The organism is Ruegeria sp. YTSA075, assembly GCF_059610245.1.
This window is the reverse complement of record NZ_JBXWNG010000001.1, coordinates 536,779-550,716: the sequence shown is the minus strand read 5'-3', so window position 1 is coordinate 550,716 and position 13,938 is coordinate 536,779. Positions and strand designations below refer to the sequence as shown.

General features: G+C 58.0%; 10 protein-coding genes. 6 read left to right on the top strand and 4 right to left on the bottom strand.

The window, feature by feature from the left end; all coding sequences use genetic code 11:
- Positions 1-11: 11 nt before the first annotated feature.
- A complete protein-coding gene (locus AC2FGE_RS02775) occupies positions 12-1,673 on the bottom strand; it encodes a flotillin family protein (RefSeq protein WP_496817644.1) in 1,662 nt (553 codons plus the stop codon).
- Positions 1,674-1,705: 32 nt separating this feature from the next.
- Positions 1,706-2,422: an OB-fold-containig protein gene (locus AC2FGE_RS02770; RefSeq protein ID WP_496817643.1), complete on the bottom strand. Its 717-nt coding sequence runs from the start codon at positions 2,420-2,422 to the stop codon at positions 1,706-1,708.
- A 255-nt stretch (positions 2,423-2,677) separates the two neighbouring features.
- Here AC2FGE_RS02770 and metG point away from each other — a divergent pair, with 255 nt between their 5' ends.
- From metG to AC2FGE_RS02755, 3 genes are all read left to right on the top strand, one after another.
- Positions 2,678-4,396, top strand: coding sequence for a methionine--tRNA ligase (gene metG, locus AC2FGE_RS02765; RefSeq protein WP_496817641.1), 1,719 nt, complete (start codon positions 2,678-2,680; stop codon positions 4,394-4,396).
- A gap of 284 nt (positions 4,397-4,680) precedes the next feature.
- On the top strand, positions 4,681-5,847 hold the full coding sequence (locus AC2FGE_RS02760) for an efflux RND transporter periplasmic adaptor subunit (RefSeq protein ID WP_496817640.1): 1,167 nt from the start codon (positions 4,681-4,683) through the stop codon (positions 5,845-5,847).
- A 3-nt stretch (positions 5,848-5,850) separates the two neighbouring features.
- The gene (locus tag AC2FGE_RS02755) at positions 5,851-8,988 is read left to right on the top strand and encodes an efflux RND transporter permease subunit (RefSeq protein ID WP_496817639.1); all 3,138 of its coding nucleotides are present in this window, start codon (positions 5,851-5,853) and stop codon (positions 8,986-8,988) included.
- 62 nt (positions 8,989-9,050) lie between these two features.
- Here AC2FGE_RS02755 and AC2FGE_RS02750 read toward each other — a convergent pair whose 3' ends face one another.
- Positions 9,051-9,608 (bottom strand): DUF2087 domain-containing protein, encoded by a 558-nt coding sequence (locus tag AC2FGE_RS02750; protein WP_496817638.1) that lies wholly within the window; start codon positions 9,606-9,608, stop codon positions 9,051-9,053.
- 192 nt (positions 9,609-9,800) lie between these two features.
- Positions 9,801-11,378 carry a glycerol-3-phosphate dehydrogenase gene (glpD, locus tag AC2FGE_RS02745; protein WP_496817637.1) on the bottom strand — a complete coding sequence of 526 codons (1,578 nt, stop codon included), beginning with the start codon at positions 11,376-11,378 and terminating at the stop codon, positions 9,801-9,803.
- Positions 11,379-11,557: 179 nt separating this feature from the next.
- Between glpD and AC2FGE_RS02740 the strand changes: the two genes are divergently transcribed.
- The 3 genes from AC2FGE_RS02740 to AC2FGE_RS02730 all read left to right on the top strand — a co-directional run bounded on the left by AC2FGE_RS02740 (position 11,558) and on the right by AC2FGE_RS02730 (position 13,937).
- Positions 11,558-12,337, top strand: coding sequence for a DeoR/GlpR family DNA-binding transcription regulator (locus tag AC2FGE_RS02740; protein WP_496817636.1), 780 nt, complete (start codon positions 11,558-11,560; stop codon positions 12,335-12,337).
- A gap of 76 nt (positions 12,338-12,413) precedes the next feature.
- Positions 12,414-12,770: a DUF3302 domain-containing protein gene (locus AC2FGE_RS02735; protein WP_480497928.1), complete on the top strand. Its 357-nt coding sequence runs from the start codon at positions 12,414-12,416 to the stop codon at positions 12,768-12,770.
- 21 nt (positions 12,771-12,791) lie between these two features.
- Positions 12,792-13,937, top strand: coding sequence for an HlyD family secretion protein (locus AC2FGE_RS02730; protein WP_496817635.1), 1,146 nt, complete (start codon positions 12,792-12,794; stop codon positions 13,935-13,937).
- The last annotated feature ends 1 nt before the right edge of the window (position 13,938 follow it).

Here is a 13,938-nt window from a genome sequence, read left to right as displayed (position 1 = left end):
CCTTTCGTCGCTCACTGCTGGGTCGCAGGTGGTTCGTCTTCGGCCACGTCGGGCTCAGGCGTTGCCTCAAGCGCACCATTCACCACGCCGCCAACTCCGTTTTCCATCGACAGACCCAGTTCTTCGCCCAATTTCTTGAGCGCGGGCATCTGCACCGCCATGCCCATGATCGAATCGAGCGCCTGGTTCACCACCGGCTTGTCGCTGTTGGCGGCCCCACCAATCGCGCCCGCACCGATACCACCAACCTGATGGATCTTGATCGAGTCGATCTTTTCCGCAGGCTTGACCATCTCGGAGATGATCGACGGCATGGTTTCGATACGCGCCATGTCGACCTTCATGCGGATTTGCGCAGCGGACAAGGCATTGTCAGCCTCAACAATCGCGCGCTTACCTTCCGCCTCGGCCAGCATGTCGTTCTTCTTGGCCTCGGCCCGGATGTTCAGCGCATCCGCTTCGGCCTGCGCCTCTTCGCGGCGGGCTTCGGCACGGTCGGCGGCGGCCTCTTTCTCGGCCTGCGCAGACAGACGGATCGCGGTGGCCTGACGTTCTGCCTCGCGCGTGGCTTCGATCAGAACGATCTGCTTCTGACGCTCAGCCTCGGCCACCTCGCGTGCGGTTGCCACGGCTTCGGTCGCCTTGGTCGCCTCGGCCCGAGCCAGATCAGCCGATGCACGCGCGCGGCTTTCCTCTTCGGATTTCTGCGCGATGATGATCTGGCGCTCCTGTTCAGCCACTTCGATCTCACGCTCTTTGGCGATCTCCGCATCGCGGATCTTGCGCTCGCGTTCGATCTCGGCCGAGCGGATGGCTTCTTCCCGCGCGATCCGGGCGCGTTCGGTTTCCCGTACCGAGTCTTCGGTCCGCGCCGCAATCTCGGCCTCTTGCGCCACGCGCAGGGTTTCGACCGCTTGCGTCTGCTCGATCCGCGCCTGTTCTTCATCCTTTTCGATCAACAGCTTCTGCCGCTGGGCTTCCATCGCGGCACGGCGCACTTCAACCTCAGCCTCAGCATCAATCTGCGCGCGCTCTTTCTTTGAGGTCGCAATCACCTCGGCCAGCTTGCGCATACCCACCGCGTTAAAGGCGTTGTTTTCATCCAGCGCCTCAAACGGCGTCTGGTCCAGCGCAGTCAGCGAGACGGATTCGAGCGACAAACCGTTTTTCAACAGGTCTTCGGACACTGCGTTCTGCACCTCTTGTACAAAATCGGCGCGGTTTTCATGCAGCCCGTCCATGGTCATCTGCGCCGCCACAGCGCGCAGACCATCGATCAGTTTACCTTCGATCATCTCGCGCAGTTGTTCGACATCAAAGGTCCGGTCGCCCAAGGTCTGGGCCGCGCGTGCGATCCCTTCTTCGGTGGCCATAACCGAGACGTAGAACTCGACACCCACATCAACCCGCATGCGATCCTTGGTGATCAAAGCAGCCTCACCACTGCGTTGCACTTCAAGGCGCAGGGTTTTCATATTGACCGGGCTGACCTCGTGCAACAAGGGCACGATGATGACGCCACCATCCATAATGACCTTCTTGCCGCCTGCCCCGGTTTTAACCAGGCTGACTTCGCGGGTTGCGCGCTTGTAAAGTCGGCCCAGCACCAGGCCGATAAACAGGACGACCGCCAAAATGGTCGCAACTGTAGTGATCAGGAAAGTAAGTTCCATGCAAAATCCTCCGATTTGGGGTTAAATATTTGTTAGTTCGAAAGGCCGACCAGAACGAACCGGTCTTGCCGTCGGTCGCGCAGCACAAGCACTTCGGTGCCCTGCTCCAGTGCGTCGCTGTCTTGCAGTGGTTCAGCCCGCAGATGGTGGGTATTGCCAAAGCGGTCCATGACCCGAACCTCGGCCGGGCGTCCACGTGTCGCCGTGCCCTGGCTGATCACGCCACGGCGACGGGCCAGCATTCGCTCTGACATTGCCTCGGTCTCGGTCTTGGGCAGAAGGCGGGCAAAGACACCGCCGAAACCACGGGCGAACCACAGACCAAATGCGCCGGCAGGCAGCGCCGCAATCGTTGCCGGCAAGGCAAATCCAAACCCTTCCAGCAGGGCGATTTGCAACCCAAAGCCACTGAGGCCGAATCCAGCCAGCGCCACGACCAGCCAGATCATGACCGGTACTTTTCCGACGCCAAGCCATGAGAACGGGCCTGTTGAGACGAGGCCGGGTGCCTCCGCCTCGACCTCAGCCAGTTCGAAATCGCCCAGATCGACATCCGCATCAATGTCCAGACCGAAATCAGCAAGGTCCACATCGGGGCCATCGACCACATCAAGATCAAACTCACCCTCGCCGACCAACAGGCTGCCACCCAGAGCCAGGGCCAAAAGTTCCAGCGTCAGGAGGCCGAACAGAAGCGCGAGCGAAAAGGTGAAGGGCGCAAATGCACCCTCGAGAAGAAAGTTGAACATATGGTTTTAGCCCTCGTTATTGTATACCTTAGTATACATTTAAAATGGGAAGTGACTGTCGATTTTCAAGTGTTTGTGAACAATAATTACATCCTATAGGTATTACGCCGCCGTAACAGGCAACAATCCCTGCCCCTACGTCACGTGAAAAAATCTGCTCTTCGCGCGTTTCTTGCCGTCAGTTTCAAACCCGGGCTTTTGCTGCCCGGTTACTTAAGGTAGACGGGCGCGCAGACAGACAGGTGGAAACGCAACATGGCCCGGATTCTAATTACCTCGGCGATCCCATACATCAACGGGATCAAACACCTCGGCAACCTGATCGGCTCGCAATTGCCTGCCGATCTTTACGCACGTTACCAGCGCGGCCGGGGGAATGAGGTCATGTTCCTGTGCGCCACCGATGAACACGGCACCCCTGCTGAGCTGGCTGCCGCCAAAGCAGGCAAGCCGGTGGCTGAATATTGCGCCGATATGTATGCGGCGCAGGCCGATATCGCAAAGCGCTTTGGGCTGAGCTTTGATCACTTTGGCCGGTCTTCCAGCGAGCAGAACAAGGCGCTGACCCAGCATTTCGCAGGCAAGCTGGATGATGCGGGGCTGATCCGTGAAGTCAGCGAGAAACAGGTCTATTCCAATGCCGACGGGCGCTTTCTGCCTGACCGGTATATCGAAGGCACCTGCCCCAATTGCGGCTACGACCGAGCGCGCGGCGATCAGTGCGAGAACTGCACTAAACAGCTGGATCCGACCGACCTGATTGAGCCGCGCTCGGCCATTTCGGGTTCGACCGATCTGGAGGTGCGTGAAACCAAGCACCTGTATCTGCGCCAATCGGCAATGAAGGATCAGTTGGATGCCTGGATCGACAGCAAGGCCGACTGGCCAATCCTAACGACATCCATTGCCAAGAAATGGCTGCATGACGGCGACGGCCTGCAGGACCGCGGCATCACCCGCGATCTGGACTGGGGCGTTCCAGTCAAGAAAGGCGATCAGGACTGGCCGGGGATGGAGGGCAAGGTCTTTTACGTCTGGTTCGACGCGCCGATCGAATACATCGCTTGCGCCAAGGAATGGGCCGATGCGAATGGCAAGACGGATGCTGATTGGCAGCGCTGGTGGCGCACTGACAAGGGCGCGGATGACGTGCGTTACGTACAGTTCATGGGCAAGGACAACGTCCCCTTCCACACGTTATCCTTCCCGGCCACCATTCTGGGTTCGGGCGAGCCGTGGAAGATGGTCGACCACCTGAAATCGTTCAACTATCTGAACTATGACGGTGGTCAGTTCTCGACCTCTCAGGGTCGCGGCGTGTTTATGGACCAAGCGCTGGAGATCCTGCCAGCCGATTACTGGCGCTGGTGGCTGCTGAGCCACGCACCGGAAAGCAGTGACAGTGAGTTCACGTGGGAGAACTTCCAGCAATCGGTGAACAAGGACCTTGCTGACGTCCTGGGCAACTTCGTCAGCCGGATCACCAAGTTCTGCCGTTCGAAATTCGGTGAAACCGTGCCTGAAGGCGGACGTTTTGGAGAACGCGAGACTGCGCTGATCGAAGACATCTCCAAGCGTATCCGCACCTATGAAACCCATATGGAAGCGATGGAGGTCCGCAAATCGGCGCAGGAATTGCGCGCGATCTGGGTCGCAGGCAATGAATATCTGCAAGCCGCAGCCCCGTGGTCGACCTTCAAGGAAGACCCGGAACAGGCCGCCGCACAGGTGCGTCTGGGCCTGAACTTGATCCGTCTCTATGCCGTGCTCAGCGCACCGTTCATCCCAGACGCCTCAGCACGGATGCTGAGTGCGATGAACACTCTGAATACAAGCTGGCCCGACAGTGCCGATGACGCGCTGAACGCCCTGCCCGCCGGGCACGCGTTTACGGTTCCGGACGTATTGTTCGCAAAGATCACAGATGAGCAACGCGAAGACTGGCAAACCCGCTTTGCCGGAACGCGCGACTGATAGGCAGGCTGTTTTGGTCTGACAACTGATCAGAGGCGAAGGTTCCAACCTTCGCCTTTTTCGTTCTCTGCGCTCTGATTATCCGCAGGTTCAGCACCCAAATCTACATCTGTTGCACATCTAAGTTGGCCTGCAATCAGAACAATTTCTGGCCCACTCCAACATATGGCACGATTCAAGACGCTTGAGATATGTCTCTAAACGAGCCATCCTGACCCAGACATCAATCGACTCGCCATGGCCGTGCGCCATTACGCAAATTCCTTTTGAACGAGGCGTCCGCCATGCCCCTTGCATTGAAGAACTCTATCCTCCGCTATCAGGGTCCGGCTTTGGCCATCGCTGCCCTGGCCAGTCTGGGCGTCAGTTATACTGCGCTGGCCCAGGATCAAAGCGAGGCGCCAGCCCCCAAAGTATCCATCGCGGCGGCTTATACGCAAGAAATCACAGATGAGGCGGCGTTCATCGGACGGGCCGAAGCGATCAACAAGGTCGATATCGTGGCGCGTGTGAACGGGTTTCTGGAAAGCCAGAATGTCGAAGACGGCGCGCTTGTCACCAAGGATGAGCTGCTGTTTACAATCGAGCCCGACCTGTATCAGGCCACGCTTGAGGCCCGCAAAGCCGACCTGAACCGGGCCCAGGCCAATCTGGAACTGGCTAAGATTGACCTTGATCGTAAGGAAGAGCTGTTCAAACGCGACGCCACGCCCGAATCCGAACGCGATACGGCCCGCGCAAATGAACTGGTCGCCGAGGCAGAGGTTAAAGCTGCCAATGCCGCGATCCAGCAAGCCGAACTTGACCTGAGCTATACGCAAATCCACGCCCCGTTTGACGGGCGGATCGGGCGAGTGACAACCAGCGTTGGCGATGTGGTTGGCCCCTCGAACCCGGCATTGGTCAATCTGGTCAGCGAAGCCCCAATCTATGTGAATTTCTCGCTGAACGAAAAGCAGTTCACCTCGATCCTTGAGCAGTTTAACGAAAACGCCGCTTCGCTTGCGGAAAGCGGTAAAAGCCCGAATGTCCATGTGACCCTGCCGAACGGCACGGAACTGGATGAGACAGGCGAGATCGTCTTTGTTGATAACCGCATCGATCCGCTGACCGGTGCGATCACCATGCGCGCCCAGTTCGACAATGCCAAACGTCTGATCCTTGATGGCGCTTTCTTGACTGTTCACATCGAGGCGTTGGAGCCCACACTACAAGTACTGATCCCGCAGGCCGCCCTGCAACGCGACCAGCGCGGTGAATTTGTTCTGGTCGTCAATGACAAACAAATGGTCGAACAGCGCTATATCACTACGGGCGATACGGTCGATACGGCGATCATCGTGCTGGATGGATTGCGTGAAGGCGAAAGCGTGATCGTCGAAGGTTTGCAAAGGGTTCGCCCGGGCGTCGCGGTTGACGCGGTTGTGGCCTCAGAGCAGCCGGGAGAATAACACATGTTCTCGGCCCTTTTCATCAGCCGGCCCAAGCTGGCGCTTGTCATTTCGCTTGTCCTGACAATCATGGGCGGCATCGGCTACATGGTCCTGCCAGTCGCTCAGTTCCCGGATATCACGCCACCTGTGGTCAGTGTGACTGCCACCTACACTGGCGCAAATGCCGAAACGGTGGAAAACACCGTTGCCGCCCCGATTGAGGCACAGGTGAACGGTGTTGACGACATGATTTACATGACGTCAACCTCATCCGACAACGGCTCTTATTCGCTGAATGTCACCTTCGAAGTCGGTACGGATCCTGACATCGCGTCGGTCAACGTGCAAAACCGGGTGTCGCAGGCCACATCCTCTCTGCCCACCGAAGTCACTTCCTCTGGCGTGGTCACTCAGAAGTCTTCGACCAATATGCTGATGCTGGTCACGCTGACCTCGCCGGATGGCACATATGACAGTGTGTTTCTGTCGAACTATGCGTCAATCAACTTGCGCGATGCGCTGGCGCGGGTTCAGGGGGTCGGCAAAGCTGATGTTCTGACCAATCTGGAATATGCGATGCGCATCTGGATGGACCCGGACAAGATGGCTGCCCTGTCCATCACACCTGGTGACGTGATCAGCGCGATTCAGGAACAGAATATCGAAGTCTCTGCCGGTTCGATCGGCGCACCGCCAGTGCCGGAGGGGCAAACCTTTCAGTACACGATCAAATCCAAGGGTCGTTTGACTTCGGCCGCCGAATTCGGGGAAATTGTGATCCGTACAGGCGATGCCGGTTCAATCGTGCGGGTTCGCGACATTGCACGCGTTGAACTTGGCGCACAGTTCTATTCAGCCTCGGGGTATTTCCAAGCGGTTCCTGCAACGGTCATCGGCATCTATCAGGCACCGGGGGCAAACGCCCTGGCCGTATCCGATCGGGTTCAGGCCGAGTTGGAACGGCTATCACGCTCTTTCCCGGCGGATGTGGAATATGCCGTCCCCTTTAACACCACCGACTTTGTCGAAGCCTCGCTGAACGATGTAGTTTCAACCCTGATCCTGACTTTCATCCTTGTGATCTCGGTGGTGTTTGTCTTCCTCGGCAGTTGGCGGGCGACCATCATTCCGGCCGTCGCCATCCCTGTGTCATTGATCGGCACCTTCGCCTTCCTGCTGGTTTTTGGCATGTCACTGAACACGATCTCGCTGTTCGCTTTGGTGCTGGCCATCGGGATCGTGGTGGATGATGCCATCGTGGTCGTGGAAAACGTCGAACGGATCATCGCTGACGAGGGCCTTCCGCCTGCAGAAGCCACACGCAAAGCCATGGGCCAGATCACCGGTCCGGTCATCGCAACCACACTGGTTCTGTTGGCCGTATTTGTGCCCGTGACCTTCATGCCCGGCATCTCAGGCCAGCTGTATTCGCAATTTGCGGTGACCATTTCGACCGCTGTTGTGATCTCATCCATCAACGCGCTGACCTTGTCACCGGCGTTATGCGGGTTGGTTCTGCGGGCCCGCTCCGGCCCTCCCAAAGGTGTGCTGGCCCTGTTCGAACGGTTCATTGGAACGGTAAGGAACGGCTATGTCTCGATCGTGCGCAAGCTGCTGATCCTGCCGGTCGTTGCGCTGGGTGTGATCGTAGCACTTGCGATGGGAACCGGAACGATCATGTCCAACACCTCCAGCGGGTTTATCCCACTTGAGGACAACGGCTATCTGTTCGTTGATGTTCAATTGCCGGATGCGGCCACGCTGGAGCGGACGGAAACGGTGACCGCGCGTCTGGACGATCAGATACGCGAAATACCCGGTGTTGCCAGCACGGTTCTGGTGAACGGCTTTTCCCTGCTGAACGGCACCATCACCAACGGTGCCGCGATTTTCGTCAACCTGGACAACTGGGATGACCGTCAAGCGGATGATCTGAGTGCTGATGCCATTCTCGCCAAGATATTGGCCATTGCGAATGGTGAATCCGCGGCTTCGGTCCTGGCGTTCAATCCACCACCCATTCAGGGTCTCGGCATGTCCGCCGGGGTTGAGATGGAGGTGCAGCAAACCGGAGGTGGCACACCGCAGGATCTGGCCTCGGCCGTGGGGTCCTTTGTCTACGCTGCAAATCAGCGGCCAGAAATCGGCCAAGCCTACACGACCTTCCGCGCCAATGTCCCGCAGTTGTTTGTCGATCTGGATCGGGAAAAAGCCAAGACCCTGCAGGTTTCAGTGGCTGAGATTTTCCAGACCATGCAGGCGCAGCTGGGGTCGTATTACGTGAACGATTTCAACCTGTTTGGTCGGGTCTATCGGGTGATGATTCAGGCGGATGGGACCTATCGGGACAATGTCGAGGATATCTCGAACCTCTATGTTCGTTCTCAACAAGGCGAGATGGTGCCTCTGGGCACGTTGATCGATGTTGAGAACGTATTGGGCCCGGTTCTGCTGAAACGACATAACCTGTTCCGCTCGGCCACAGTCACGGCGGTGCCTGCCCCAGGGCTATCTAGTGGCGACGCGATCAGTGTGATGACCGAGGAATCCGCCACAGCCCTGCCCCCCGGCTATGCCTTCGAATGGACGGGGACGGCACAGCAGCAATTGGCCTCGGGCAGTCTGGTGATCATCATCCTTGGGCTGGCGATCCTGTTTGGCTACCTGTTCCTTGTTGGCCAGTATGAGAGTTGGTCGATGCCCGTGTCGATCCTACTGTCGGTGATCGTTGCCCTTTTCGGGGCGGTGGCCGCCGTGGCCATCGTGGGCAGCGACATCAACCTCTATACCCAGATCGGGATGATCATGTTGGTGGGTCTGGCCTCGAAGAACGGGATTCTGATCGTGGAATTCGCCATGGAGCAGCGCGCCAAAGGCCTGTCGATCAAGGACGCCGCAGCCGAAGCCGCCTATCAGCGTTTCCGTGCCGTGATGATGACAGCGCTGTCCTTCCTGCTTGGAGTTGTACCGCTGCTGGCGGCCAACGGGGCTGGTGCCGCAAGCCAGAAGGCCATCGGTGTGGCCGTGTTCGGCGGCATGCTGGCGGCCACCCTGGTTGGCGTGATCCTTGTGCCGGTGCTTTATGCCCTGATGCAGAGCCTGCGCGAATGGCTGAAAGGTAGCAAAGGCGATCCTGATCCGGCAACCGAGACCAGCTGAGATCAACTGTCATGAAACATGATAAAGCCCCTTGCTGGTCACGGGGCTTTTTTGCTGCGACGCTATGCGGCACTGGCCTCTGCCCGGTTGCGTCGTCGCACAGTAACCTCGCGGATTACGGCCTGCGCTTCTGGTGGTGGGGCCTGCTCAATCCGGCGATAGTCACTACCGTCGATTTGTCGTGTCAGCAACCCGCAGGAGATCATAGTGCGCCGCAACGTCGCCGGGTCATCGAACAGGTGCTCTTGCACAAGCCGTTCATTGACCTCCGTCTCGGTCAGGCTGATCCCGGCGGGAACGCTGGCCCATAAGGCCCACAGGGCAAGGGTCTGCACAGCACGTCTGGACGGCCATCGTTTCAGGCACCCTGCGGCGTCGAACTGAAACAACGCCCGCTCGACCGTCCGCATGTCCAGCGGCCCTGCATCAGGTCGTGTTTCGATACGCCGCTTGGCCGCGTTGGCGGCCCGCATATGCTGCAGGTTCTGAAACCCGGCCGCGCGGGCCAGCATGTTCATCAGGCTGAGATGAGTTGGGCTGGCCTCGCCCAATTGTTGGTTCAAGGCACGCGCGAACCCGGTCAGGTCATCCACGTGCAAAGGGATAGGAGTTTTGGTCATCATGCATCCATATCGGGCGTTTCATACGCTCGTCGGTCGCTGACTTAACGAAACAACGCCCCTAGGGATTGCGATGTCGTTTCAATCTGAATGGCAGGTTTAGCTCTCCCACAGGAGCAGCGACGCCTCGGTGTCTGCCGACCGTGCCCAAGGGCTAACATGCTCTGCCCCGGCAGCCAAGCCTTCGATGATCTATGCCTGCAGGCGCTGCGCCATCCACTGATCGATCCGTTCGATCTGCTCTGGCTTCAGCCGCAGACCCAGCTTGTTACGCCGCCAGACCACATCCTCGGCCCTGCGTGCGTATTCCTTGTCCATGAGCCAGGCAACCTCGCGCGCGGTGAGTGTTGCGCCGAAATCTTCGCCGAGATCGGCTGCCTCGGACGCATCACCCAAGACCTCTTGCGCTTCGGTCCCGTAGGCACGGATCAGACGCGCCGCCCAAGGCACAGACAAAAACGGATAGTCGGCGACCAGACTGTCTCTGAGCATCTGCAGGCCATCAACGGGGAAATCCCCGCCGGGAAGTGCCACACCCGCCGTCCAGGGGCCCGGCAAATCCGGGAAATGCTCGCCCACCTTCTCCAGCGCGCTTTCAGCCAGACGGCGATAGGTGGTGATCTTGCCGCCGAACACGTTCAGCACCGGCGCACCGCCGATTGCGTTCACTTTCAGCGTATAATCCCGCGTTGCCGCCGTCGCGCTGCTGGCCCCATCGTCATAGAGCGGACGCACGCCGGAATAGGTCCAGACGATATCGTCCTTGGTAACCGGCTGTGCGAAGTAACTCGTAGCAAAGGCGCAGAGATAATCCTTCTCAGCCTCGGTACAGAACGGGTGTTCGGATGGGTCCGCGTGGTCCTGATCGGTGGTGCCAATCAGGGTGAAATCCTGCTCATACGGAATGGCAAAGATGATGCGCCCATCTTCGCCTTGAAAGAAATAGCACTTGTCATGGTCGTACAGCTTGCGCGTCACGATATGGCTGCCGCGCACCAACCGCACACCTTCGCGCGAATTCACATGGATTTTGGACTGAATGATATCACCAACCCATGGGCCACCTGCATTAATCAGCATCCTAGCGCGGATCACGCGCGTTTCATCACTGTCGCGATCCCTGACCGTAACTTCCCAAAGATCGTCAACCCTGTGGGCGGATATCACCTCAGTCCCAACCATGATCTGCGCCCCGCGCGCCTCGGCATCACGGGCGTTCAACACGACCAACCGCGCGTCTTCGATCCAGCAATCGGAATACTCGTAGGCGGTTTCGAACTTTTTCTGCAATGGCGCGCCTTCGGGTGCGCTGTGCAGGTTCAGCGATCTGGTCCCCGGCAATATCTTACGCCCACCGAGATTATCATACAGGAACAACCCCAAACGGATCAGCCAGGCCGGGCGCCGTCCGCGCATCCACGGCATGACTGTGCTGAGCAGCTTTGAGGTCGGCGTTTCGGAATCGAAGCGCATGTCCTTGTGGTACGGCAGCACAAAGCGCATCGGCCAACTGATATGCGGCATTGCGCGCAGCAGCGTCTCGCGTTCGATCAGCGCCTCGCGCACCAGTCGGATTTCGAAATACTCCAGATAGCGCAGGCCCCCATGAAACAGTTTGGTCGAGGCTGACGACGTGGCCGAGGCCAGATCGTTCATCTCGGCCAAGGTCACCGACAACCCACGCCCGGCGGCGTCACGCGCGATACCGCAGCCGTTGATCCCGCCACCGATGATAAACAGGTCTGCGATGTGATCGTTTGTCGACGTCATGGCCAGTGATTCCCACTACAATCCGGTTGCCTGCATTAATCAGAGCACCCTTCGCGTGATCAAGCTTTATGTTCGTTTATTTTCGTTTTGCAACACAGCTATGAATTTCACGCAGGGAAACTTGCCAAATCGACGTGAAAGAACATAAACGAAGATACCAGAACCACATGGAAATGCCGATGTCCCTGTCCTTTCGCCAAGCCGATATTCTTGAGATCGCCAGCACCGAAGGGCGCGTTACAGTCGATGGGTTGGCCGAACGGTTCGGAGTCACCGTTCAAACCATCCGGCGCGACCTGTCCGAACTGGCCGAAGCCGGCAAGCTGGATCGGGTACACGGTGGCGCGGTTCTTCGGTCGAGCCTGGCCAATATCGGATACGAGGATCGCCGCACCCTGAATGCCGACGCGAAAACCCTGATGGCGCAAGCTTGTGCACAGGATATCCCCGATGGCGCATCGGTTTTCCTGAACATCGGCACATCGACCGAAGCCGTTGCCCGCCAGTTGCTGACCCATAAGAACCTGATGGTTGTGACCAACAATATGAATGTCGCCAATATTCTGGTCGACAACCCTGATTGCGAAATCGTGGTGGCGGGCGGCATGCTGCGCCGCGCGGACGGGGGGCTGATCGGCAACCTGACCGTGTCAACCATACGCCAGTTCAAGTTCGACTACGCGGTGATTGGATGTTCCGCACTGGATGTAGATGGCGATCTGCTGGATTTCGACTTTCAAGAAGTTCATGTCAGCCAAACCATCATCGCACAGGCGCGGCGCAGCTATCTTGTGGCGGATCATTCGAAATTCCAGCGCTCTGCCCCGGCCCGGATCACCTCTATGGCAGAGATGGACACCATCTATACGGATAAACCGCTGCCTGTGTCCCTGGTGCAGAATTGTGGTACATGGGAAACTAGGGTTCGTATCTGCGACGCGCAGGGAACTGCGGCGTAAATCCACCATAAATGGATTGACGACCCTCCACCTAGACCGGAGGATAGAAGCACCATCCAAAACAGGAGGCACGAGCATGGGACTATTGGGGCAGCCGCTTGGCTACTACGACTATCTGACCTTCGTGGCATTGATTCTACTCCTGGCCGCTGTGATGGCGTTGTTCCTATTCATCATGGGGTTGCCCGGTCGGATTGCGATCAAACGCAACCACCCACATGCCGAAGCGGTCAAAATCATGGGCTGGATGGGATTTCTGGCGGTTGTGCCCTGGGTCCATGCCTTCATGTGGGCGTTTCATGATGGTGTGACCGTCGACATTCGCCGGGGCCCAGACGAAGAAAAGGACGCCATCCGCAAAGATATCGAACGTCTAGGCGGAACGGTGAAAGAAGAATATCAGGCCGCGTCCGACGAGACGCAGAAAAGCTAAGGCCAAAGGAAACACTCGGACATGTTCGTCGCCCTCGGCATTACGCTGTTCTACATCATTTTCGTCTGGTTCATCTTCTTCAAGATGGAGTGGCTGAAGTTCAACATCGCCTGGGGCATTGTCTCGTTCTGGGTGGGTGCGCACTTGCTGCTGATTTTCCTCGTCGCATTGCGGTTCTTTCAGCCCTTCTCGGTCGACAGCCACGTGGTGCGATCCACCATTCAGATCGTCCCGAAGCTGACGCAACCCACCATCCTGACCGAAGTTCTGGTTGAACCGAACACAACTGTGACAAAGGGCGATCCGCTCTATCGCTTTGATGACACTGTGTTTTCACTGGCTGTAGACAATGCACAGGCGCAATTGGTCGCGGCGCAGCAAAATGCCAAAATCCTGGAACAGGACGTAATTGCCAAAACCGAAGCGGTCGAGCGGGCAAATGCACAGCTGGACTATGCGCTGACCGAACAAGCCCGGTACGAAAACCTGGTTCCTGCAGGTGGCGCCCGACAAGATGAGCTCGACCGCTGGAACGAACAGGTGGCTGAGGATTCAGCAGCCGTCAAACAAGCCGAAGCAAACCTGCAAAAGGCCGTTCTGGCGCAGGACTCCCAGATCGACGGGGTAAACACAGGGATCCTACAAGCGCAGGCGCAATTGGCCGAAGCCAAATATTTCCTTGATAATACAACGATCTACGCACCGGAAAACGGTATGATCGTCTCACAACAGGCCCGTCCCGGTCTGGTCGTTGGCGATATCCGTCTGGGCGCGATTGCCAGCTTCGTGACCGAAGATAACCCCTATCTTCTGGCAACGTTCCGCCAGCAGAACCTGAAATTCGTTGAGGTTGGGCAAGAGGTTGAGGTCGCGCTGGACCTCTATCCCGGTGAAATCCTGCCCGGTAAGGTCGAGGCGATCTGGTGGGCCACGCGTCAGGGTCAGTATCTGCCATCGGGCCGCCTGCCCGGCTTTGAGCTGCCAAAGCTTCCCGGTCGGATCGCGGTGCAGATCACGGTCGAGATGCCCGAAGAGCATATCCTGCCAGCGGGCGGCCACGCTGCCGTTGCCATCTATACTGGTCAGGGCAAGAGCTTTGAGTTCCTGAGGCGCATCAACATACGCCTCTATTCCTTCGCCAACTTCATCCGACCGCTGGACATTTGAG